The 22,174-nt window shown below is 62.6% G+C and carries 19 protein-coding genes, 1 other RNA gene and 1 pseudogene; 16 read left to right on the plus strand and 5 right to left on the minus strand.

What is annotated here, in order from left to right:
* Positions 1–15 precede the first annotated feature (15 nt).
* Genes ACFPWW_RS00125 through ACFPWW_RS00135 form a run of 3 tightly spaced genes read right to left on the minus strand, consistent with a single transcriptional unit; the run spans position 16 to position 2,133 of the window.
* A complete protein-coding gene (locus tag ACFPWW_RS00125; RefSeq protein ID WP_112564917.1) occupies positions 16–708 on the minus strand; it encodes a helix-turn-helix transcriptional regulator in 693 nt (230 codons plus the stop codon).
* Positions 709–766: 58 nt separating this feature from the next.
* Entirely contained in the window at positions 767–1,726 is a 960-nt protein-coding gene (gene nudC, locus ACFPWW_RS00130) for an NAD(+) diphosphatase (RefSeq protein ID WP_112705655.1), read from the minus strand.
* A complete protein-coding gene (locus ACFPWW_RS00135; protein WP_112705654.1) occupies positions 1,723–2,133 on the minus strand; it encodes an HIT domain-containing protein in 411 nt (136 codons plus the stop codon). The genes nudC and ACFPWW_RS00135 overlap by 4 nt, the downstream gene beginning before the upstream one ends.
* An 89-nt stretch (positions 2,134–2,222) precedes the next feature.
* Here ACFPWW_RS00135 and ffs point away from each other — a divergent pair.
* From ffs to ACFPWW_RS00155, 4 genes and pseudogenes are all read left to right on the plus strand, one after another.
* Positions 2,223–2,320, plus strand: an RNA gene (gene ffs / locus ACFPWW_RS00140) — signal recognition particle sRNA small type.
* 43 nt (positions 2,321–2,363) lie between these two features.
* Positions 2,364–4,232: a DNA polymerase III subunit gamma/tau gene (locus ACFPWW_RS00145; protein WP_113498436.1), complete on the plus strand. Its 1,869-nt coding sequence runs from the start codon at positions 2,364–2,366 to the stop codon at positions 4,230–4,232.
* A gap of 10 nt (positions 4,233–4,242) precedes the next feature.
* Positions 4,243–4,575: pseudogene (locus ACFPWW_RS00150) on the plus strand (YbaB/EbfC family nucleoid-associated protein); the annotation flags it as partial.
* A 51-nt stretch (positions 4,576–4,626) separates the two neighbouring features.
* The gene (locus tag ACFPWW_RS00155) at positions 4,627–5,238 is read left to right on the plus strand and encodes a LysE family translocator (RefSeq protein WP_112565637.1); all 612 of its coding nucleotides are present in this window, start codon (positions 4,627–4,629) and stop codon (positions 5,236–5,238) included.
* Positions 5,239–5,241: 3 nt separating this feature from the next.
* Here the strand turns inward: ACFPWW_RS00155 and ACFPWW_RS00160 are convergent, their stop codons facing one another.
* Positions 5,242–5,859, minus strand: a complete 618-nt coding sequence (locus ACFPWW_RS00160; protein WP_377309803.1) for an MOSC domain-containing protein — start codon at positions 5,857–5,859, stop codon at positions 5,242–5,244.
* Between the two features lie 57 nt (positions 5,860–5,916).
* On the opposite strand from ACFPWW_RS00160, the gene recR reads away from it, so the two are divergent.
* Both recR and ACFPWW_RS00170 read left to right on the plus strand, forming a co-directional pair.
* The gene (recR, locus tag ACFPWW_RS00165; RefSeq protein ID WP_112564905.1) at positions 5,917–6,522 is read left to right on the plus strand and encodes a recombination mediator RecR; all 606 of its coding nucleotides are present in this window, start codon (positions 5,917–5,919) and stop codon (positions 6,520–6,522) included.
* 98 nt (positions 6,523–6,620) lie between these two features.
* Positions 6,621–7,877: a lytic murein transglycosylase gene (locus ACFPWW_RS00170; RefSeq protein WP_377309805.1), complete on the plus strand. Its 1,257-nt coding sequence runs from the start codon at positions 6,621–6,623 to the stop codon at positions 7,875–7,877.
* A gap of 26 nt (positions 7,878–7,903) precedes the next feature.
* On the opposite strand, the gene ACFPWW_RS00175 is transcribed toward ACFPWW_RS00170, so the two are convergent.
* Complete coding sequence (locus tag ACFPWW_RS00175) at positions 7,904–9,535, minus strand: MFS transporter (RefSeq protein ID WP_377309807.1); 1,632 nt, start codon at positions 9,533–9,535, stop codon at positions 7,904–7,906.
* Between the two features lie 245 nt (positions 9,536–9,780).
* Here ACFPWW_RS00175 and rimP point away from each other — a divergent pair, with 245 nt between their 5' ends.
* The 10 genes from rimP to ACFPWW_RS00225 all read left to right on the plus strand — a co-directional run bounded on the left by rimP (position 9,781) and on the right by ACFPWW_RS00225 (position 22,027).
* A complete protein-coding gene (rimP, locus tag ACFPWW_RS00180; RefSeq protein ID WP_377309809.1) occupies positions 9,781–10,386 on the plus strand; it encodes a ribosome maturation factor RimP in 606 nt (201 codons plus the stop codon).
* A gap of 60 nt (positions 10,387–10,446) precedes the next feature.
* Positions 10,447–12,051, plus strand: a complete 1,605-nt coding sequence (nusA, locus tag ACFPWW_RS00185; RefSeq protein ID WP_112564898.1) for a transcription termination factor NusA — start codon at positions 10,447–10,449, stop codon at positions 12,049–12,051.
* Complete coding sequence (locus tag ACFPWW_RS00190; protein WP_112705649.1) at positions 12,051–12,737, plus strand: RNA-binding protein; 687 nt, start codon at positions 12,051–12,053, stop codon at positions 12,735–12,737. Before nusA ends, ACFPWW_RS00190 begins: the two co-directional genes overlap by 1 nt.
* Before the next feature lie 102 nt (positions 12,738–12,839).
* Positions 12,840–15,611, plus strand: a complete 2,772-nt coding sequence (gene infB / locus ACFPWW_RS00195) for a translation initiation factor IF-2 (protein ID WP_377309812.1) — start codon at positions 12,840–12,842, stop codon at positions 15,609–15,611.
* A gap of 75 nt (positions 15,612–15,686) precedes the next feature.
* Positions 15,687–16,088: a 30S ribosome-binding factor RbfA gene (rbfA, locus tag ACFPWW_RS00200; RefSeq protein WP_112705648.1), complete on the plus strand. Its 402-nt coding sequence runs from the start codon at positions 15,687–15,689 to the stop codon at positions 16,086–16,088.
* Positions 16,089–16,100: 12 nt separating this feature from the next.
* Positions 16,101–17,033: a tRNA pseudouridine(55) synthase TruB gene (truB, locus tag ACFPWW_RS00205; RefSeq protein ID WP_377309814.1), complete on the plus strand. Its 933-nt coding sequence runs from the start codon at positions 16,101–16,103 to the stop codon at positions 17,031–17,033.
* An 85-nt stretch (positions 17,034–17,118) separates the two neighbouring features.
* A complete protein-coding gene (locus ACFPWW_RS00210) occupies positions 17,119–17,970 on the plus strand; it encodes an alpha/beta fold hydrolase (protein ID WP_377309816.1) in 852 nt (283 codons plus the stop codon).
* Between the two features lie 152 nt (positions 17,971–18,122).
* Positions 18,123–18,392, plus strand: coding sequence for a 30S ribosomal protein S15 (gene rpsO, locus ACFPWW_RS00215; RefSeq protein ID WP_112564886.1), 270 nt, complete (start codon positions 18,123–18,125; stop codon positions 18,390–18,392).
* Positions 18,393–18,727: 335 nt separating this feature from the next.
* On the plus strand, positions 18,728–20,878 hold the full coding sequence (pnp, locus tag ACFPWW_RS00220) for a polyribonucleotide nucleotidyltransferase (protein ID WP_112564884.1): 2,151 nt from the start codon (positions 18,728–18,730) through the stop codon (positions 20,876–20,878).
* Between the two features lie 132 nt (positions 20,879–21,010).
* Positions 21,011–22,027, plus strand: a complete 1,017-nt coding sequence (locus tag ACFPWW_RS00225) for a class I SAM-dependent methyltransferase (protein ID WP_377309819.1) — start codon at positions 21,011–21,013, stop codon at positions 22,025–22,027.
* The last annotated feature ends 147 nt before the right edge of the window (positions 22,028–22,174 follow it).

The raw sequence follows: 22,174 nt of genomic DNA on the forward strand, positions 1-22,174 counted from the left end.
TTTATGGCAGTAGCGTCAATGTTCGATCGGCGTATCCTGCGTGTCGCGCCATTCCTTGAGGAGCACGGTGCGGCGGCGCGGATAACGCGTGTCGTGGATCGTCATGTCGATGATGCGATCGGTGCGGAAATGACGGAAATCCTGGCGCAGTTCGCACCAGGCCATGATGATACGAACATGCTCGAAATAACCGAGCGCGAAGGGCCAGACACGACGCCGGGAGATACGCCCCTGCTCGTCGCCGTAGTGCAGCTCGAGAATGCGCTCCAGGCGGATCGCCTTGCGGATGGCCGAAACATCCGCCTTGTCTTCATCCTGCCGTTTGCGGCCGACAAAAAGCGTGGCCGAATCGACCATTTCGCGCATGTCGGGCGGCAGCACGGCCGCGATCTTGGCCAGCGCATCGGCGCCGGCATTGGCAAGGCGCGGCTCTGCGGCGCGCGCCACCCAGCGGGAGCCGAGCACCAGCGCTTCCAGCTCCTCCTCGGAAAACATCATCGGCGGCAGCATGAAGCCGGGTTTGAGCACATATCCTATGCCGGCCTCGCCCTCGATCATGGCGCCCTGCGCCTGAAGGCTCGCAATATCGCGGTAGAGCGTGCGCAGGCTGACGCCCGTTTCTTCGGCCAGCACGGTACCCGTGACCGGTCGCCGGTAGCGCCGGAGCGTCTGAAGCAGGGTCAGCAGCCGTTCGGAACGGGCCACCATCGCTATGACCTCATGCAGGCCGGCCGGACGTCGATCATCCCCACCTTGCAGTGCCTGCCTAACGTTTCCATTCGACCCAATCGCGCATGAGGCGATGGGCAATTGCGCCCTTCGGCGGCGGCGCCTTGCCGTTGGCGCCGGGGCGCTCCAGCATTTCGACGGTTTCCTCGCGGGTGAACCAGCGGCAATCCTCGAGCTCCGTCTCGTCGCGGTGAATATCGCGCGACTTCGCCTCGGCATAACAGCCGATCATCAGGGAATGCGGCATCGGCCAGGGCTGGGAAGCATGGTAGCGGATACGGCCGGTCCTGATACCGGATTCTTCCAGCGTTTCGCGGCGGACGGCATTCTCGATGGTTTCGCCGGGCTCCAGGAAGCCCGCCAGACAGGAATACATGCCCGGCGCAAAATGCGGACTGCGGCCGAGCAGGCAGAGATCGCGCTCCTCGTCGATCGTCAGCATGATAACGACGGGGTCGGTCCGCGGGAAGATCATGTGCTCGCAGGCGGTGCAGACCCGCTTGTAGCCGCCGATGTGAATTTCCATGGCCGAGCCGCAGCGGCCGCAGAACCGGTTGTCGCTGTTCCAGCGGATGAGGCTTGCTGCCTGCGCGAATTCGCCAAGCAGCATCTCGTCGACCAGCTCGTCGCGGAAGAGCGAACGGCCGTCGACGGGCTTGTACTGGCTTGCCATATCATCGACATCGATGCCGACAGGCACGGCAAGGCGCGGTTCGCCGGTCTTGCGATAGCCAAGCAGCACGGTTTCGTCCCAGTTCGGCTTCAGTTCCTGCAGTTCATAGCGGGCAAAGAGCGGATCGAGCACCTGGCCATCATGCTTGAGCACCAGCTTGTCCTTGGCGAAGGCGAAAATATGGGTGCCTTCGCGGGCAAGCGCCTTTTCGACCGAGCCCTCGTCGCGATGCTCGCTGTCGCGGTTCAGGTCGTTGGCGGCAAAGGCGGTGAGATTGCTGGGTTCCGGATGCGGTACATCCGAATCGAAAAGCGAATGACTCATGGTGAAAGGGCTTCCCGCAGCTTTACTATGAATTCGTTTCTTGTTGCCTCCTCGTAAGGCTCGGCCTTGCCGAAACCCCAGACGGGACCCGGCCAGTTCGCATCGCCTTCGGAACGCGCAATGACATGAACATGAAGCTGGCGGACGATATTGCCAAGAGCCCCGACATTGATTTTTGTGGCGCCGGTGATCTTCTTGAGCGCTGCGGCGACGAGATCGATCTCGAAGGTCAGCAGCACCTGGTCGAGCGGGGTCAGCTCGAATATCTCCGTAATGCCGGCCCGGCGCGGCACCAGGATCAGCCAGGGCCAACGGGCGTCCTTCGACAGCCTGACGTCGCACAAGCCGATCACCAGGATGCTGGTGCTGTCACTTTCGAGCCTGGGGTCGAGCACGAAATCGCTCAAGGGCATTCTCCTCATGTTTTCCAATGGACTAGCAGTTTTTTCGGAGCTTGGCTTGCTTTTGATGACGTTTTTGCCGATATGTGCATCCGGGAGGTTGGTGGTGGACGAGCCACTCGCCAACCGGGTCAGGTCCGGAAGGAAGCAGCCCTAACGAGCCCCGGCACGGGTCATCGTGCCAGCCTCCCACCTTCTCTTCCAAGAAGCCCGGGCTTTCGGGCATAAGCAGGGCGATGAGCGACACCGAGCGACAATCACAAGATGCCGCCTCGACGGGCACCGGATACCGGGTGCTGGCACGCAAATACCGCCCCAAGGATTTTACGGACCTGATGGTCGGCCAGGAGCCGATGGTCCGTACGCTGACCAACGCTTTCGAGACGGGCCGCATCGCGCAGGCCTATATGCTGACCGGCGTTCGCGGCGTGGGCAAGACGACGACGGCGCGCATTCTGGCGCGCGCGCTGAACTACAAGACGGCCGATATCGACAAGCCGACGATCGACCTTCGTGTGCCGGGCGAACATTGCCAGGCGATCATGGAAGGCCGCCATGTCGACGTGATCGAGATGGACGCCGCCTCGCATACCGGCATCGACGATATCCGCGAGATCATCGAGCAGGTGCGCTACCGGCCGGTTTCGGCGCGCTTCAAGGTCTATATCATCGACGAAGTGCACATGCTGTCGACAGCCGCCTTCAACGGGCTGTTGAAGACGCTCGAAGAGCCGCCGGAACATGTGAAATTCATCTTCGCGACGACGGAAATCCGCAAGGTTCCGATCACCGTTCTCTCCCGCTGCCAGCGTTTCGACCTGCGCCGCATCAGCGCCTCCGATCTCGTCGGCCTGTTCTCGACGATCGCCGCCAAGGAAGGCATCGAGGCCGAGCCGGATGCGCTGGCGATGATCGCGCGCGCTGCCGAGGGCTCGGCGCGTGACGGCCTGTCGCTGATGGACCAGGCGATTGCCCATGGCGGCGGCGTGGTGCAGGCGGAAGCCGTGCGCGGCATGCTTGGCCTTGCCGACCGCGCCCGCATCGTCGACCTTTTCCAGCATATCGTGCGCGGCGATGTCGCAAGCGCGCTCAACGAATTCCAGAGCCAGTACGAGGCGGGCGCCAACCCGGTCGTGGTGCTGACGGACCTTGCCGATTTCACGCATCTGGTGACACGGCTGAAATATGTGCCCGATGCCGCAAACGATCCCTCGCTCAGCGAAGTGGAGCGCACCAAGGCGGCCGAATTCGCGCAAGGAGTTGCCGTCACCACGCTGTCGCGCATCTGGCAGATGCTGCTCAAGGGTATTCCGGAGACGGAGAACTCTTCGCGCACGGCGGGCGCGGCCGAGATGGTGCTGATCCGGCTGGCACACGCAGCACATCTGCCCGCACCTGAAGATGCGGCGCGCCGGCTCGCAGAATTTTCCAGCGACGGCGGCGCGCCACGCCCGTCTCCGTCTGCGCCCTCGGGCAATGGCGGCGGCACGCGCGTTCCCTACCAGACGAATGTGACGGCACGGACTCCCGAGCCTGCGCCGCGGCCGCACCCTTCGGGACCGACCGCGATGCTGCGGGCCGTGCCCAACCCCGAGCCGCAGAATATCGGCCGCGTCGAGACGAAGCCGGCCGAAGCGCCGACGCCGCTCGTGCCGGTCAATTCGATCGGCGATATCGTCGACCTCGCCACCGAGAAGCGGGACGTCAAGCTGAAGGCGCTGGTGCGCAATTTCGTGCGGCCGGTGCGTATCGAGCCCGGCCGGCTGGATGTGAACCTTACCGAGGGCGCGCCGGGTACGCTGCTCAACGAGCTTGCCGTCAAGCTCAAGGAATGGACCGGAATCCACTGGATCGTCAGCACCAGCCGCGAAGAAGGCGGGCCGACGATGGTGGAGGCGGAGGCAAAAGCGCAGGAACAGCGGGTCAGCGACGCACGTCAGGATCCCGACGTCGCGGCGATTCTGGCCCAGTTTCCGGGCGCCAAGATCATCGACGTGCGCGTGCGGGCACCGTCGCCGGAGGAGGAAGCGGAGGACATCAAGCCACCTGCCGCTGCCGAATCCGAAGAGGGCGATATCCTGCCCGGCGACGACATAGAATTTTGATTTCAAGAAGGAGAAGACGATGCGCGACATCATGGGCATGATGGGCAAAGTCAAGGAAATGCAGGCCAAGATGGAGCAGATGCAGGCCGAGATCGCCGAGCTGACTGCCGAAGGCAAGGCCGGCGGCGGGCTCGTCACCGTCGTCATCTCCGGCAAGGGCGAACTCAAGAGCCTGAAGATCGACCCTTCCCTCTTCAAGGAAGACGATGTCGAAATCCTCGAAGACCTGATCGTTGCCGCCCATAAGGACGCCAAGGACAAGGCCGAAGCCATCGCTGCCGAAAAGACCAAGGCACTAACCGCCGGCCTGCCGATCCCGCCCGGCTTCAAGCTGCCGTTCTGATCTCATCGATTGATCCGGTATGACTGACCCCGGAGGAGGATACGGGAGATGATGACGGTAACGACGCTGCTGGTTTTCGCCGGCGCCCTTTTCATTGCTGCGGGAACACCGGGACCAAGCGTTGCGGCGCTTGTTGCCCGCGTCATCTCGAAGGGCGCGCGTGACGTGCTGCCCTTCCTGTTCGGCATGTGGGCCGGGGATGCGGTCTGGCTGACCTGCGCCATTGCCGGCCTTTCGGCGATTGCCGAAAGTTTCTATCACGTCTTCGTCGTCATCAAGTGGCTCGGCGTGCTCTATCTTCTCTATCTCGCCTGGCGGATGTGGTTTGCCAAAGCCGATGTCGAGGAAGAGGAATTGCCGCAGCAGCGTTCGCGCGGCCGGATGTTTCTGACGGGTCTCGCGATTGCGCTCGGCAATCCGAAGATCATGATGTTCTACGTGGCGCTTCTGCCGTCGATCATCGACATACCCTCGGTATCGCTCGCCGGCTGGGCCGAGCTTGTCGTTACCTTGTTCGTCGTTCTGGCCATCGTCGATTTCAGCTGGATGTTGCTTGCCGCAAAGGCACGCGCTTTGCTGAAGAGCCGGCGCGCCGTACGGATCGCCAACCGGGTGAGTGCCGGAACGATGGCGGGGGCTGCCGTCACGATTGCGATGCGCTGAACTCTATGCCTGGGCTTCCAGCAGGTCGCGCAGCTTGTAGTGAATGGGTGCGGCCAGATAGCGGCTGCGATCTGCGGCGGAAAGCCGGCGCCCGAAGGTTTCCATCATTTCCGGCATCGTGACCCGGGCGCCGGAAAAGGGTCTATGGTCGACCGGCATTCCGGCCTCGACGATTCCGTTTGATATCACGCGGCAATAGATGCCGGGGCGGGCTGCCCGGGTGTAGCGCTTGACGAATTTCGGATCGTTCATCCTTGCGGCAAACGTAGCGCAGGGTATGCGGCAAGAGGTGGCTTCGAGGATCACTCCGCCTGTCATGAAGCGGTCGCCAACCGCGACATCGCGGTTATCGAGCCCTTCGATGACTAGATTCTCGCCGAAAGTGCCCGGCTCGACCGGGTGGCCGAATTGGCTCGCCCACCAGTCGAGGCTGGCAGAACCTTCCAGATAGACGGCCTGATCGACGCCGCCGTGATGTTTCCTGTTACAGATGGCATTGCCGACGAGGCCTTCGGCATCGATCATGACGCCGCCGGCGACGGCGTGCTTGAAGATGCCGGTCCTGTAGCTCTTGCCCGGCAGCCTCTCGGCGCTGCCGCGACAGACGGCGAGGATTTTCATCGGTCTGGCGATCCTTCGGCGATTCCGTTTTCGTTCCATATCAGCTAATAACGGCGCATGGCAAAGCGAGTCACCGGCCCCGAAATCGAAAAACTGATCCAGCTTCTGGCGAAAGTGCCGGGCCTTGGGCCGCGTTCGGCGCGGCGGGCAGCGCTGCATCTCATCAAGAAGAAGGACCAGCTTCTCGGTCCGCTGTCGCATGCGATGGGTGAGGCCTATGACAAGGTCAAGATCTGCTCGCGCTGCGGCAATGTCGATACGGTCGATCCCTGCACGGTCTGCACCGATGCGCAGCGCGACCAGTCCGTGATTATCGTCGTCGAAGATGTTTCCGACCTCTGGGCGCTGGAACGGGCCGGCGCGCTGAACGCCGCCTATCATGTGCTTGGCGGCACGCTCTCGCCGCTCGACGGCGTCGGGCCTGACGACCTCAATATCCGCGGGTTGATCAACCGTGTCGGCGAAGGCGGCGTCAAGGAAATCATCATCGCCGTGAATGCGACCGTCGAGGGACAGACGACGGCGCATTATATCACCGACCAGCTCGCAGACCTCAATGTGAAGATCACGCGCCTCGCGCACGGCGTGCCCGTGGGGGGCGAGCTCGACTATCTGGACGAGGGAACGCTGTCGGCAGCACTTCGGGCACGCACGGCGATCTAGGATATTTCAAGACGGGAAAATCCCTAGATCATTGTTTTTACGCATTTCCGAACGCAACGCCGCCGCACGGCTTTTCCGGAATTGCTCAAGGGGGTCACATGAACGAACGTTTCCTTGGCCGGCTTCTTTTGGCAGGCGCCGCCCTGCTGGCGCTTTCTGCTCTGCCCTCCCATGCCGCCCCTTCGAAAGCCGACATCGAAACGCAATTCGAGAAATGGGTCCAGGCCGACCTCTGGCCCGATGCCAAGAAGAACGGCATTTCGGAGAAAGCGTTCCGCTCTGCCTTTGCCGGCGTCGAACTGGACTGGAGCCTGAGCGATCTCGCCCCTCCCGGCTTTCCACCGCCCAAGGAACAGAAGCAGACCCAGGCCGAATTTTCCTCGCCCGGCCCCTATTTCAACGAGGATCGCCTGAAGCGGCTTGCCATGACCGGGCGCGGCTTTGCCTCGCAATATGCATCGACGCTGAACCGCATTGAGAAGACCTATGGCGTGCCGGGTTCGATCGTGCTGGCGATCTGGGGGCGCGAGACCGGGTTCGGTGCGGCGAAAATCCCGAATTCGGCGATCGAGGTGCTGGCGACAAAAGCCTTCATGTCGACGCGCAAGGACATGTTCCGCATGGAGCTGATCGCCGCGCTGCATATTCTCGACGGCGGCGACGTGAGCCCCGCGGACTTCAAGGGGTCGTCGGCGGGAGCGCTCGGCCAGCCGCAATTCATGCCGACCAGCTACCTGAAATATGCCGTCGATTTCGATGGCGACGGTCATCGCAACATCTGGACATCGGTTCCCGACACGCTTGCCTCGATTGCCAACTTCCTCGTGAAAAAAGGCTGGCAGCGCGACCGCGACTGGGGTTTCGAAGTGACCATCCCGCAAGCCGTTTCCTGCGCGCAGGAAGGGCCGGATCGTGCCAAGCCCCTCTCCCACTGGGCCTCGCTCGGCATCAGCCGCATTTCCGGCAAGGGCTTCCCGCCCGGCGAGCTGAAAGCACAGGCAATGATGCTCGTGCCGGCCGGGCGTGACGGACCGGAGTTCATCGTCACACCGAATTTCTACATCATCAAAGAGTACAATAATTCCGACCTTTACGCCCTTTACATCGGCAATCTTGCCGACCGCATAGCCTTCGGCACCGGTGCCTTCCAGGGTCAATGGGGCGATGTCGGCAGGATGCTGCGCTCCGACGTCGCCGCCATGCAGCGTGCGCTCGAGCGGCAGGGCTACGATGTCGGCGGTTCGGACGGACTGCCGGGCTACAAGACGCGCCGCTCGATCGGCCAGTGGCAGGAAAAGAACGGCATGGAGCCCACCTGCTTCCCCGAAGCGGCGATGAAGGGCAAGCTGAAGTAAAGGCCAAAAACGCCGATCCGCGGACCTCAATGATGGAAATCGATCGGCGCCTTGTGAAAGACGTCGTCGACAGGCGGAATGGCCTGGCGCTCGATCATGCGGTGGACATGCGGCAGGCCTTCGCCGCGATGCAGAGCGCGCAGCCGATCGGTATTCTCGGCGTCGGCCTGGGTCCGGCGCTGGTTGTGCCGGATATATTCGACCCAGGTCGGCGTGTGGTAGGTTTCCGTCCAGAGACCGGGATTTTCCAGATCGCGCATCAAGGCCCAGTTGCGGGCGCCATCACGGATGCGAATGCGACGCCGCTCTCCCATCAGCATCATGAATTCGGCCAGGTCATCATCCGCAATCTGATAATCGACCTGGATGACGATCGGACCGCTGCGGGGGGTAATATCGAGGCCAAGGGCCGGCTCGATGAAGCGGTTCAGCGGATCGAGATTGAGCGAGGCGAAAGCCGGCATGGAGAAGCGCAGACCGATGACGACGCCAAACAGCAGGACCACGGCCGACATCAGCAGCGCATTCGACAGGCCATAGCGGTCGGCCGCAATACCCCAGAGCCAGCTTCCGCCGGCAATGCCGCCGAAGGTGACGGTCTGGTAAAGCGACAGGGAGCGGCCAACCACCCAGCGCGGCGTCGACAGCTGGACAATGGTGTTGAAGAGCGAAAGCGCCGAAACCCAGCAGGCGCCAGCGACAAACAGCCCGGCCGAGGTGAGCAGGGCGCTTGGGCTGAGGGCCGCGACGACGGCACTGAAGGCAAAGCCCAGAAAGGCTATACGGATGATGGCCTCGCTGGAAACCATTTCGCGCAGCCGGGCACTGGCCACGGCGCCGCCAATGGCACCGATGCCAAAGGCGCCGAGCATGAAACCGTAGGTCAACGGCCCTCCCGAGACCAGATCGAGCGCGACAACGGGCAGCAGCGCCTGGATGGAGCTCGCGCCGATGCCGAACACGAGCCCACGCAGGAGGATCTTCTCGAGATTGGGCGACATGGAGACGTAACGCATGCCGGCAAAAATGGCGCTGCCGAGCGTTTCGCGCGGCAGCGTCGAGGCAGGCGTGGTCGGCCGCCAGCGGAACAGCGCGTAGATGAGGGCAATATAACTCAGCGCATTCACCGCAAAGGCGGCAGCCGCACCGGCGGCCGCGACGATGGCGCCGCCGATCGCCGGCCCGACGCTGCGGGTGATATTGAAGCCCATGCTGTTCAGCGTGACCGCGCCCGGCAGATCGGCGCGCGGCACCATGTCGCCGACCGAGGCCTGCCAGGAGGGATTGTTGAGCGCCGTGCCGCAGCCGAGGAGAAAGGTGAAGAAGAGCAACAGGCCGGGTGTCATCCAGCCGAGCAGGGCAAAGGCCGTCAACAGGATCGAGATGACGAGCATTGCCGATTGTGCGGTCAGCATGATCCGGCGCCGGTCATAATTGTCCGCGAGCGCACCCGATACGAGCGAGAACAGCATGATCGGCAAAGCGGTCGACGTCTGCACCAGGGCCACCATATCCTCGGATGCGGTGATACTCGTCATCATCCAGGCGGCGCCGACGGCCTGGATCAGGCCGCCGAAATTCGAGGCGATGCTTGCAAACCAGATGGTACGGTAGGTTTCGTGCCGCAAAGGCGCAAATGTCGATGAAGTGTCAGCCAAGCTTCCCCCCCGCTTTGTCGTTGAGCCGCACCAGCACTATATGCGGAAGACGAGCGCCCGCCATAGGTTAGCCGATGCTTCCAGGCCTTAAGCGGCGGAATTGGCGCCGACCTTGCAATTTCGGAAAAACGGGACTATATGGCACTCAAATTCTTGATCGTACGATGAAGAGTGGGCCGCAAGGACCCGCTCTTTTTTATTAGCGCGATCACCCCGAATGCCAGAAATTGCAGGGAGCGCACCGCTTGTCGGATCTGACAAACGCAGACAATGAACGTGAGCCGCGGCTGATCACCGAGACCGGGCTTGACCAGCGCCTCGCCGATATCATCGAACCCGTGCTCGTCGACATGGGCTTCCGCCTCATTCGCGTGCGCGTGCTCAATCAGAACGGCATGACGATGCAGGTCATGGCCGAGAAGAACGACGGCACGATGACCGTCGAGGACTGCGAGCAGGTTTCCATGGCGATTTCTCCGGTGCTCGATGTGGAAGATCCGATCGATAAAGAGTATCATCTGGAAGTGTCTTCGCCGGGTATCGACCGCCCTCTGGTGCGGAAATCCGATTTTACCCGCTGGCAGGGCCACCTGGTAAAGTGCGAAACGTCGATCATGATCGGCAATCGCAAGCGCTTTCGCGGCAAGATCGTCGAAGCGGACGCCGACGGGTTTACGATCGAACGCGATCAGGTTGCCTACGGCGAGGAACAGAAGGTCGTCATCCCCTTCACCGCGCTTAGCGATGCCAAACTCATTCTGACCGACGATCTGATCCGCGATGCATTGCGCGCCGACAAGCTGGCAAAGGCGCAGGCTGCGAACCAGAACGAAGCGGACGACGAAGAATAACCGATCAACGTAAACTCCAGGGACGGGAACCCGGGTAGTCAAGGACGGAGAAACAGAACAATGGCAGTCAGTGCAAACCGGCTCGAACTTCTGCAGATCGCAGATGCAGTGGCGCGCGAAAAGGTCATCGACCGCGAAATCGTGCTTGCCGCGATGGCCGATGCCATCCAGAAGGCGGCGCGTTCCCGTTACGGCACCGAATCCAACATCCGCGCCGACATCAATCCGAAGACCGGCGAAATCCGCCTGCAGCGCCTGCTCGAAGTTGTCGAGAAGGCCGAGGACTATTCCACGCAGATCCCGCTGGAGCTTGCCCGGGACCGGAACCCGGACGCCGCTATCGGCGACTTCATCGCCGATCCGCTGCCGCCGATGGATTTCGGCCGTATCGCCGCGCAGTCGGCCAAGCAGGTGATCGTGCAGAAGGTGCGCGAAGCCGAGCGTGACCGCCAGTTCGACGAATTCAAGGATCGCGTCGGCGAAATCGTCAACGGCACCGTCAAGCGTGTCGAATATGGCAACGTCATCGTCGATCTCGGCCGTGGCGAAGGCATCATCCGCCGCGACGAAATGATCCCGCGCGAAAACGTGCGTTACGGCGATCGCGTCCGCGCCTATGTCTACGACGTGCGCCGCGAACAGCGCGGCCCGCAGATCTTCCTGTCGCGCACGCATCCGCAGTTCATGGTGAAGCTCTTCACCATGGAAGTGCCGGAAATCTACGACGGCATCATCCAGGTGAAGTCGGTTGCCCGCGATCCGGGCTCGCGCGCCAAGATCGCCGTGATCTCGAACGACAGTTCGATCGATCCGGTCGGCGCCTGCGTCGGTATGCGCGGTTCGCGCGTCCAGGCCGTCGTCGGCGAGCTCCAGGGCGAAAAGATCGATATCATTCCCTGGTCGCAGGACCCGGCGACCTTCGTCGTCAACGCCCTGCAGCCGGCCGAAGTCGCCAAGGTCGTTCTCGACGAGGATGCAGAGCGCATCGAAGTGGTCGTGCCGGACGAGCAGCTTTCGCTCGCCATCGGCCGCCGCGGCCAGAACGTTCGCCTGGCCTCGCAGCTGACGGGCTGGGATATCGACATCATGACGGAAGCCGAAGAGTCCGAGCGCCGTCAGAAGGAATTCAACGAACGCACCAACCTCTTCATGGATGCGCTCGACGTCGACGAGATGGTCGGCCAGGTTCTGGCTTCGGAAGGCTTTGCCGCCGTCGAGGAACTGGCCTATGTCGATCTCGACGAAATCTCCTCGATCGACGGTTTCGACGAAGACACGGCGCAGGAAATCCAGACCCGCGCCCGCGAATATCTCGAGAAGCTCGAAGCCGAAATGGACGAGAAGCGCAAGGCGCTCGGCGTTTCCGACGAGCTGCGCCAGATCGACGGCATGACCGCCCAGATGATGGTCGCGCTCGGCGAGGACGGCATCAAGTCGATCGAGGACTTCGCAGGCTGCGCAGCCGACGACCTCGTCGGCTGGACGGAACGCAAGAACGGCGAAACCAAGAAATTCGAGGGTCTGTTCTCGAAGTTCGACGTTTCGCGCGTCGAAGCCGAACAGATGGTCGTGCAGGCTCGCCTGCTCGCCGGCTGGATCACCGAGGAAGACCTTGCGAAGGAAGCTGAAGCCGTTGAGGCCGACGCTGCCGAGCAGGACGCATAATGACGGCGACGCCGGACACATCTCCTGAGGACGACGATCTTGCAGGTTACGACGTGAACGGCCGCATGTGCATCGCATCGCGCGAAAGCGGATCGCCGGACGAGCTGATCCGCTTCGTGGCTGCCCCCGACGGGACAGTGGTGCCGGACCTGAAGCGCGAGCTGCCGGGACGCGGCTGCTGGGTGAAGATGGACCGGTCGCTGGTCGACAAGGCGGTGGCGAAGAAGCTCTTCGCCCGCGCCCTCAAGGCCGATGTGAAGGCAGCCGACGACCTCGGCGAGCGCGTGGAGCGGCTGCTTCTGCACCAGCTCCTGCAGATGATGAACATGGCGCGCAAGGCGGGCCAGCTCGTCACCGGCTCGGCCAAGGTGGATGCCGCAATCCGCAGCGGAGCTGCGCTTGCCGTGTTCCATTCGACGGATGCCGCAGCCGACGGTGTCAGAAAGATAGACCAGGCCCGCAAGGCCTGGCACCTCGGAATGGAAACCGAGGAGGAAATACCTTCCTTCCGTCTCTTCTCGGAGAGCGAAATGGAAGGGGTGATGGGCCAGAATGCTTTTATCCATGCCGCAGTGCTTGCAGGGCAGGCAGGTGAGGGTGTAGTGAAGCGCGCAAAGATGCTCGAACAGTACCGTAACGGCGGTCAGTCCCGGGCAGCGGGCGGCGCTGGCCAGCAGAAACAATGATACGGTCACCGGCGGAAGCCGGCCCCCATATCATTGACCGATTGTATGTGATTGACAGGGTGTGATGGCCTCATCGTTCCCTGTCCGAAGGAACGGGAACGAATGACCGACAGCAACGACGACAAGACACTCAGCGTAACGGGGAAGAAGACCCTCACCCTGAAACCATCAGGGATCAGCCAGGGTACCGTTCGCCAGGATATGGGTCGCGGTCGCACCAAGGCGGTCGTCGTCGAGACCCGCAAGCGGCGCCCGATGCGCCCTGAAGACGAAAAGCCGATGACGCCGGCTCCCGCAGCTCCGGTGCGCGCGCCCGAACCGGCGCCGGCGCCCGTGCAGGCTCGCCCGCAGCAGCCGGCCCAGGCTCCGCGCATCCACCAGCCGGGCAGCCAGAACGACCCGCGCCCGCAGCAGACCAACCAGCGTCCGCAGCAATCCTACCAGCCGCAGCGCCAGCAGGATCGCCCGCGCCCCGTCGTTCTGAACCATCTCTCGCCCGAGGAAATGGATGCCCGCCGTCGCGCGCTCGCCGAAGCGCAGGCCCGTGACGCACAGGACGCCATCCGTCGCGCCGAGGACGAAAAGCGCCGCGCCGCCGAAGAGGCCGCACGTCAGGCCGCCGAGGCGGAGGAGGCCAAGCGCCGCGCCGCCGAGGAGGCTGCGCGCCAGGCCGAGGCGGCAGCTGCTGCCGCAACGGCAACGGTCGCGGAAGCATCCGCACCTGCCGCTCCCGTTGCCGAAGCACGCGTCGAAACTCCGCGTCCGCAACAGCCGGCACCGGCTGCACGCCGTCCGGAAGCGGCTCCGTCGCCTTCCACGGCCCGGCCCGCTGCCGGCGCACCGGCAGGCCTTCGCGGCCGCCGCGAGGAATCCGACGACGACGATCGCGGCCCCGCACGCGGTGGTCCGGTTCGCGGCCGCCCGATTCGTCCGGAGCCCGCAAAACCCGCGACAACGCGCCCGAAGGGCGAAGACGATCGCCGCCGCGGCAAGCTGACCGTAACGACCGCCGACGTGGACGACGAAGGCGGCGCACGCGGCCGTTCGCTTGCTTCCATGCGTCGCCGCCAGGAGAAGTTCCGCCGCAGCCAGATGCAGGAAACGCGCGAGAAGATTTCCCGCGAAGTCGTTCTGCCTGAGACCATCACCATTCAGGAACTGTCGCAGCGCATGTCCGAACGCGCCGTCGACGTCATCAAGTTCCTGATGAAGGAAGGCCAGATGATGAAGCCGGGCGACGTCATCGACGCCGACCTTGCAGAACTCATCGCCGGCGAATTCGGCCACACGGTCAAGCGCGTTTCCGAATCCGACGTCGAACTCGGCATCTTCAACATTGCCGACGTCGAAGGCGACCGCGTTTCGCGCCCGCCCGTCGTGACCATCATGGGCCACGTCGACCACGGCAAGACCTCGCTGCTCGACGCCATCCGCCATGCCAACGTGGTTGCCGGGGAAGCCGGCGGCATCACGCAGCATATCGGCGCCTATCAGGTGGAGCAGAACGGCCAGAAGATCACCTTCATCGATACTCCCGGCCACGCTGCCTTCACGGCCATGCGTGCCCGCGGCGCGCAGGCGACCGATATTGCGATCCTGGTGGTCGCGGCTGACGACAGCGTCATGCCGCAGACGATCGAATCGATCAATCACGCCAAGGCAGCCGGTGTTCCGATCATCGTGGCGATCAACAAGATCGACAAACACGAAGCCGATCCGCAGAAGGTGCGCAACCAGCTTCTGCAGTACGAAGTCTTCGTGGAATCGATGGGCGGTGAAACGCTCGACGTCGAAGTGTCGGCCAAGACCGGCAAGAACCTCGACAAGCTGCTCGAAGCCGTGCTGCTGCAGGCGGAAATCCTTGACCTCAAGGCCAATCCGAACCGCACCGCGGAAGGCACCGTCATCGAAGCCCAGCTCGACCGCGGCCGCGGCTCGGTTGCCACGGTTCTCGTTCAGAACGGTACGCTGAAGCCCGGCCAGATCATCGTCGCCGGCGATGTCTGGGGTCGTGTGCGCGCGCTCGTCAACGACAAGGGCGAACATATGAAGGAAGCGCCGCCGGCCATGCCCGTCGAGGTGCTCGGCCTTTCCGGCACGCCGCAGGCCGGCGACAAGTTCGCCGTCGTCGAGAACGAGAGCCGCGCCCGCGAGATCTCGGAATATCGCCAGCGTCTCGCCCGCGACAAGGCTGCCGCCCGTCATTCGGGCCAGCGCGGCTCGCTGGAACAGATGATGAGCCAGCTGCAGACGGCAGGCGTCAAGGAATTCCCGCTCGTCATCAAGGGTGACGTGCAGGGTTCGATCGAAGCGATTGCCGGCGCCCTCGAAAAGCTCGGCACCGACGAAGTGCGCGCCCGTATCGTCCACTCGGCGGTCGGCGGTGTGACGGAATCGGATATCTCGCTCGCCGAAGCCTCCGGCGCCGCCATTATCGGCTTCAACGTGCGCGCCAATTCGCAGGCTCGGACGCTCGCCGAGCGCCAGGGCATCGAAATCCGCTACTACAACATCATCTACGACCTCGTGGACGACGTGAAGGCAGCGATGTCGGGCCTGCTATCGCCGGAACGCCGCGAAACCTTCCTCGGCAATGCCGAGATCCTGGAAGTGTTCAACATCACCAAGGTCGGCAAGGTCGCCGGTTGCCGCGTCACCGAAGGCAAGGTCGAGCGTGGTGCGGGCGTGCGCCTCATCCGCGACAACGTCGTCATCCACGAAGGCAAGCTCAAGACGCTCAAGCGTTTCAAGGACGAAGTCTCGGAAGTGCCGGTCGGTCAGGAATGCGGCATGGCCTTCGAGAACTACGAAGACATCCGCGCCGGCGACACGATCGAGTGCTTCCGCGTGGAACACATTACGCGCACGCTCTGATCGGATAGAGATCGAAATCTTGGACGGGCGCCGGATGATCCAGTCCGGCGCCCGATCCGTTTGGGATAAAGAACAATGGCAACAAGACCCACATCCTCGGCTCCTTCGCAGCGCATGCTGCGCGTCGGCGAACAGGTTCGCGCAGCGATCACCCAGGTGCTGCAGCGTGGCGAAGTGCGCGACGATATCATCGAGGCGACCGTGATCTCGATTTCCGAAGTGCGCATGTCGCCGGACCTGAAGATCGCGACCGCCTATGTGACGCCGCTCGGCGTCTCCGACCACAGCGTCGTCATCGCTGCGCTGAACCGCAATGCGAAGTTCATCCGCGGCCGGCTCGGACCGCAGCTCAGGCAGATGAAATACATGCCGGAAGTGCGCTTCCGCGATGACACCAGCTTCGACAATTACAAGAAGATCGACGACCTGCTGCGTTCGCCCGAGGTGAGCCGCGATCTCGACAGTGACGACGAATAACAGAAGACACCGATGTCCAAACCACGCAAACCCAAGGGCCGGCCGATTTCCGGCTGGCTGATCCTCGACAAGCCGGTGGATTTCGGCTCGACGGAAGCCGTCTCCAAGATCAAATGGCTGTTCAAGGCGCAGAAATGCGGCCATGCCGGCACGCTCGATCCGCTTGCATCCGGCATGCTGCCGATCGCGCTCGGCGACGCCACCAAAACCGTCCCCTACGTCATGGACGGCCGCAAGATCTACGAATTTACCGTGACCTGGGGTGAGGAGCGGGCAACCGACGACCTTGAGGGCGAGGTAACGCAGAGCTCCGACAGGCGGCCGAGCGAGCAGCAGATCCGCGACATCCTGCCGAACTATACCGGCACGATCAGCCAGGTGCCGCCGCAGTTCTCCGCCATCAAGATCGCCGGCGAACGCGCCTATGATCTGGCACGCGACGGCGAGACAGTCGAGATCCCTTCGCGCGAAGTCGAAGTTCATCGCCTCACACTTCTTGCCTGCCCGGATGCCAATACGGCGCATTTCGAGGTCGAGTGCGGCAAGGGTACCTATGTACGGGCGCTGGCGCGCGATTTCGGCCGCGAACTCGGCTGCTACGGGCATATTTCCGGCCTGCGCCGCACCTTCGTCGCACCCTTTGCCGAGGAGGCGATGGTGCCGCTTGCAAAGCTTACCGCTCTCGAAGAGATCGAGGATATGGACGAGCGCCTTGCCGCGCTCGACGCGCTGTTGATCGATACCTGCGAGGCGCTGTCGGCCCTGCCCCACCTTGTCATCAGCGATGACCAGGCGCACCGCCTCAAGATGGGCAATCCGATCCTCGTACGCGGCCGCGATGCACCGGTTGCCGAAAGCGAGGCCTATGCGACGGCGCGCGGCCGGCTGATTGCGATCGGCGAGATCGGACAGGGCGAATTCCGACCCAAGCGCGTTTTCGCCTGACGGTCACAAACAGCGGCAATTGTCAGAAGACGGTGATGCGATATCTTTCCCGACGGGCCATGACGGCCCGTCAAAGGGGAAGAATATGCGCAGAATCGCCTTGGGAATGCTGACGTTCTTTTCGCTGTTGCTGACGATTACGATCGCTCAATCCGCCGAGCGCTGGGCCGAACTTCCGGCCTTTCCTCCCATGCCGGCGCCGAAGGCGAGCGGCATGGCCGATATCAACGACATCAGGATGTATTACGCCGAATATGGCGAGGGGGACCCGATCCTCTTCATTCACGGCGGGCTTGGAAATGCCGATGTCTGGGGCCACCAGGTCGCCGATTTTGCAAAAGACCATCTCGTCATCGTTGCCGACAGCCGCGGGCATGGCCGCTCCACGCGCGGCCAGCAGCCTTTCGGCTATGACTTGATGACATCGGACTACGTGGCGTTGCTCGACTATCTGAAGGTCGGCAAGGTGACGCTGGTCGGATGGTCTGACGGCGGCATCATCGGCATCGATATGGCGATGAAGAATCCCGAGAAGCTGACGCGGGTCATCGCCCAGGCGGCCAATGTCACGACCGATGGCGTGAAGGCCGACGTCATGACCAACAAGACCTTCAACGATTATATCAACGTCGCCGGCGAATATTACAGGAAGCTGTCACCGACACCGAACGAATATGATGCCTTCGTCAACCAGATCTCGGAGATGTGGGCGACGCAGCCCGCCTGGACGGCAGCCGATCTCGGCAAGATCACGGTGCCGGTCACACTCGCGATTGGGGACCATGACGAGGCTGTGAAGCTCGACCATACGGAAATGATGGCGAAGGAAATTCCGGGCGCAAAACTTGTCGTCCTGAAGGATGCCAGCCATTTCGCCATGCTGCAGGATCCGGCGGGTTATGACGCGATGATCCGGGACGCCATGGCAGGACGCTGACAGGCCGCAATCGGGACCCCTCTTTCCATTGCCGCTTATTTGGTTTATAGGCAGCGCCAGCATAGGGGTATCCCCGATTGCATTCGCGGCCAAGGCTGGACGACATCCCGGCTTTTGGCGACTTTAATTCCTCTCATAGAAAGGATTGTCCGATGTCGATCACTGCTGAGCGCAAGGCTGCGCTGATCAAGGAATATGCGACCGCCGAAGGCGACACCGGTTCTCCGGAAGTCCAGGTTGCCATCCTGACCGAGCGCATCAACAACCTGACCGAACACTTCAAGGACCACAAGAAGGATAACCATTCCCGCCGTGGCCTGCTGACGCTCGTTTCCAGCCGCCGCTCGCTTCTTGACTACCTCAAGAAGAAGGACGAGGCCCGCTACTCCAAGCTGATCAACAGCCTGGGTATCCGCCGCTAATGATTTTCCGGCGGGCGAAGCTCTTCGCCCGCCGGATGTTTTTTCGGGGATACGTCTCCCGATGACATTTTCCAGGCGCGCGCTATCTGTGTGAATGGAAAGACGGCAGGCCCGGATGGGCCGGTTCTGCCAGACCAACCGTTGACCTGTCATGGGGCAGGATTGCCGGATGCTTTCGGCCAGAGTTTCGCAAGAGCTTTGGCCCGGTTTCCTCTAACGGAAACCGTCCGTCCAAAGCTTCCCGTTGTCTTGCCCGTGATACGTCACACTGATTGCGGCCGACCCTGCGCTGCTCCAGACGGAGAAGGCGCGCCGGCCGCATTGAAGGACAAGACATGTTCGATACACATACCGTAGAAATCGAGTGGGCAGGCCGCCCGCTCAAGCTCGAAACCGGCAAAATCGCCCGTCAGGCTGACGGCGCGGTCCTCGCCACCTACGGCGAGACCGTCGTTCTGGCGACCGTCGTTTCCGCCAAGGCCCCGAAGCCCGGCCAGGACTTCTTCCCGCTGACGGTCAACTATCAGGAAAAGACCTACGCAGCCGGCAAGATCCCCGGCGGCTACTTCAAGCGCGAGGGCCGTCCGAGCGAAAACGAAACCCTCGTTTCTCGCCTGATCGACCGCCCGATCCGTCCGCTTTTCCCGGAAGGCTACAAGAACGACACGCAGGTCGTCGTCACCGTCGTCCAGCATGACCTAGAGAACGATCCGGACATCCTGTCCATGGTCGCGACCTCGGCCGCACTCACACTGTCCGGCATTCCCTTCATGGGTCCGGTCGGCGGCGCGCGCGTCGGCTACATCAACGGCGAATACGTGCTGAACCCGCATCTCGACGAGATGGACGAGTCGAGCCTCGACCTTGTCGTTGCCGGCACCTATGACGCCGTTCTGATGGTCGAATCCGAAGCCAAGGAACTGCCGGAAGACGTCATGCTCGGCGCCGTCATGTTCGGCCACAAGGGCTTCCAGCCGGTTCTCGACGCAATCATCAAGCTCGCCGAAGTCGCAGCCAAGGAGCCGCGCGACTTCCAGCCGGAAGACTATTCCGAACTCGAAGGCGAGATGCTGAAGCATTTCGAAGCCGAGCTGCGCGAAGCCTACAAGATCACCCAGAAGGCCGACCGTTACGCCGCTGTGGACGCCGTCAAGGCCAAGGTCAAGGCCCACTTCCTGCCGGAAGGCGTCGAGGCCAAGTACACGGCCGAGGAAGTCGGCGCGATCTTCAAGCATCTGCAGGCCAAGATCGTCCGCTGGAACATTCTCGACACCAAGAGCCGCATCGACGGCCGCGACCTGGAAACGGTTCGCCCGATCGTTGCCGAAGTCGGCCTGCTTCCGCGTACGCACGGTTCTGCCCTCTTCACCCGCGGTGAAACGCAGGCGATCGTCGTTGCCACGCTCGGCACCGGCGAAGACGAACAGTATGTCGACAGCCTGACCGGCATGTACAAGGAGCAGTTCATGCTCCACTACAACTTCCCGCCCTATTCCGTCGGCGAAACCGGCCGCATGGGTTCGCCGGGCCGCCGCGAAATCGGCCATGGCAAGCTTGCATGGCGCGCCATCCACCCGATGCTGCCGTCGGCTGAACAGTTCCCCTACACGCTGCGCGTCGTCTCGGAAATCACCGAGTCCAACGGCTCGTCCTCAATGGCAACCGTCTGCGGCACCTCGCTGGCGCTGATGGATGCCGGCGTTCCGCTCGCCAAGCCGGTTGCCGGTATCGCCATGGGCCTGATCCTCGAAGGCGACCGTTTCGCCGTCCTCTCCGACATTCTCGGTGACGAAGACCACCTCGGCGACATGGACTTCAAGGTTGCGGGTACTGCCGACGGCATCACCTCGCTGCAGATGGACATCAAGATCGCCGGTATTACCGAAGAGATCATGAGGGTCGCTCTCAGCCAGGCACAGAGCGGTCGCGCCCACATTCTCGGCGAAATGGCAAAGGCCATCACCGAGAGCCGCGGCCAGCTCGGCGAATTCGCACCGCGTATCGAAGTCATGAACATTCCGGTCGACAAGATCCGCGAAGTCATCGGCTCCGGCGGCAAGGTCATCCGTGAAATCGTCGAAAAGACCGGCGCGAAGATCAACATCGAAGACGACGGCACCGTCAAGATCGCCTCTTCTTCGGGCAAGGAAATCGAAGCGGCCCGCAAGTGGATCCATTCGATCGTCGCCGAGCCGGAAGTTGGCCAGATCTACGAAGGCACGGTCGTCAAGACCGCCGACTTCGGCGCATTCGTCAACTTCTTCGGTGCGCGTGACGGCCTCGTCCACATCTCGCAGCTCGCTTCCGAGCGCGTCGCAAAGACCCAGGACGTCGTCAAGGAAGGCGACAAGGTCTGGGTCAAGCTGCTCGGCTTCGACGAGCGCGGCAAGGTTCGCCTCTCCATGAAGGTCGTCGACCAGGCCACCGGCCAGGAAATCCCGGCTGCCGAAAAGGGCGACAAGAAGAAGGATGAAGCGGCCGAATAAGCCGCGCCTTCTCCTCTGATATCCGGGCGCGGGATTGTTTCCGCGCCCTTTTTGTATTCGACCTCTGCGCACATGCGGACGAAAACCGCCAGCGCATTTCCCTGGAATTGCTCCAGACGACGGGACCAGACCATGAGCCGCGAGACGCTGAAGACCCTCTTTCATCCCTTTGCCAGCGAAACCGTCACGCCTCCCGGCGAAGGCGAGCGTGTGCTCTTCCTGGGCGCCGAGGCAGGCTTTGCGCTGCCGGAAGGCTTTGCCGCCTCGCTTGCGGCCGTGCAGGGCTTCAAGCCGCTTTACAGGCAGTTGCTCGCCCAGCGTATCGAGGCCACGCCGGAGATCGAAGGCGAGGATTACAATGCCGCGCTGGTGCTCTGCACCAAACACAAGGGTGAGAACGAGGCCAGTATCGCCGCGGCCCTTTCCCGCGTCAAAGCCGGCGGCCTGATCCTCGTTGCAGGCGGCAAGGAAGACGGCATTCAGCCGCTGCGCAAGCGGATGGAAGGTTTCGGCCTCGAAATCGAGCACATGCCGAAATATCATGGCGTCGCCTTCTGGTTCGGACGGCCGGCCGATATCAGCGCGATCGTCGCGAAATTCGGCAAGTCGCCGGTTCGCGTCGAAGGCCGTTTCATCGCCTCGCCCGGCATGTTCTCGCATGACAGGCTCGATGCCGGCTCGCAGCTTCTCGCCTCGCGCCTGCCGACCGATTTTACGGGCGACGCGGCCGATTTCGGTGCCGGCTGGGGTTATCTTTCGGTCGAGCTGGCCGAGAAGTCTCCAAACCTTGCCCGCCTTGACCTCTACGAGGCCAATTACGAGGCGCTGGAGGCTGCGAAGGCCAATCTGGCAGAGAACTGCCCGAACGCGCCTGCGCGCTTCTTCTGGCACGATCTGGCGGGCGAGCAGGTGCGGGACAAATACGATCTCGTCATCATGAACCCGCCTTTTCATGAGGGGCACGCGGCCGAACCTTCGCTCGGCCAGGCGATGATCAAGACGGCAGCCTCTGCGCTGCGCGGCGGCGGGCGGCTGATGCTGGTCGCCAATCGCGGCCTGCCCTATGAGCCGGTGCTGGCGGAGCATTTCAAGGAAAGCGGCGAAACCTGCCGCAACGCCCGCTTCAAGGTGCTGTGGGCACGGAAATAAAAAAAGGCGGCCAATGGCCGCCTCAGACCGCTGACAAACCCGTCGATTTTTTCGGCGGGTTTTGTTTTTGAAGGTTTGGTTGTTTCCGGTTTGGCCGTGAGGCAGACGAAGTTGCGGCCTTTTGCCTTCATGTCATGGCTGGTTTGG

This window comes from Rhizobium sp. GCM10022189 (genome assembly GCF_042656325.1).
Classification (GTDB): domain Bacteria; phylum Pseudomonadota; class Alphaproteobacteria; order Rhizobiales; family Rhizobiaceae; genus Rhizobium.

What these genes read in the sequence shown, in the direction of transcription:
- rbfA (WP_112705648.1), top strand. Translation starts at nt 15,687, where the DNA reads ATGGCAACAAGACCCACATCCTCGGCTCCTTCGCAGCGCATGCTGCGC.
- ACFPWW_RS00155 (WP_112565637.1), top strand. Translation starts at nt 4,627, where the DNA reads ATGACGGTAACGACGCTGCTGGTTTTCGCCGGCGCCCTTTTCATTGCT.
- recR (WP_112564905.1), top strand. Translation starts at nt 5,917, where the DNA reads ATGGCAAAGCGAGTCACCGGCCCCGAAATCGAAAAACTGATCCAGCTT.
- ACFPWW_RS00190 (WP_112705649.1), top strand. Translation starts at nt 12,051, where the DNA reads ATGACGGCGACGCCGGACACATCTCCTGAGGACGACGATCTTGCAGGT.
- nudC (WP_112705655.1), bottom strand. Translation starts at nt 1,726, where the DNA reads ATGAGTCATTCGCTTTTCGATTCGGATGTACCGCATCCGGAACCCAGC.
- nusA (WP_112564898.1), top strand. Translation starts at nt 10,447, where the DNA reads ATGGCAGTCAGTGCAAACCGGCTCGAACTTCTGCAGATCGCAGATGCA.
- pnp (WP_112564884.1), top strand. Translation starts at nt 18,728, where the DNA reads ATGTTCGATACACATACCGTAGAAATCGAGTGGGCAGGCCGCCCGCTC.
- ACFPWW_RS00125 (WP_112564917.1), bottom strand. Translation starts at nt 708, where the DNA reads ATGGTGGCCCGTTCCGAACGGCTGCTGACCCTGCTTCAGACGCTCCGG.
- ACFPWW_RS00210 (WP_377309816.1), top strand. Translation starts at nt 17,119, where the DNA reads ATGCGCAGAATCGCCTTGGGAATGCTGACGTTCTTTTCGCTGTTGCTG.
- ACFPWW_RS00145 (WP_113498436.1), top strand. Translation starts at nt 2,364, where the DNA reads ATGAGCGACACCGAGCGACAATCACAAGATGCCGCCTCGACGGGCACC.
- ACFPWW_RS00170 (WP_377309805.1), top strand. Translation starts at nt 6,621, where the DNA reads ATGAACGAACGTTTCCTTGGCCGGCTTCTTTTGGCAGGCGCCGCCCTG.
- truB (WP_377309814.1), top strand. Translation starts at nt 16,101, where the DNA reads ATGTCCAAACCACGCAAACCCAAGGGCCGGCCGATTTCCGGCTGGCTG.
- ACFPWW_RS00160 (WP_377309803.1), bottom strand. Translation starts at nt 5,859, where the DNA reads ATGAAAATCCTCGCCGTCTGTCGCGGCAGCGCCGAGAGGCTGCCGGGC.
- ACFPWW_RS00225 (WP_377309819.1), top strand. Translation starts at nt 21,011, where the DNA reads ATGAGCCGCGAGACGCTGAAGACCCTCTTTCATCCCTTTGCCAGCGAA.
- infB (WP_377309812.1), top strand. Translation starts at nt 12,840, where the DNA reads ATGACCGACAGCAACGACGACAAGACACTCAGCGTAACGGGGAAGAAG.
- rpsO (WP_112564886.1), top strand. Translation starts at nt 18,123, where the DNA reads ATGTCGATCACTGCTGAGCGCAAGGCTGCGCTGATCAAGGAATATGCG.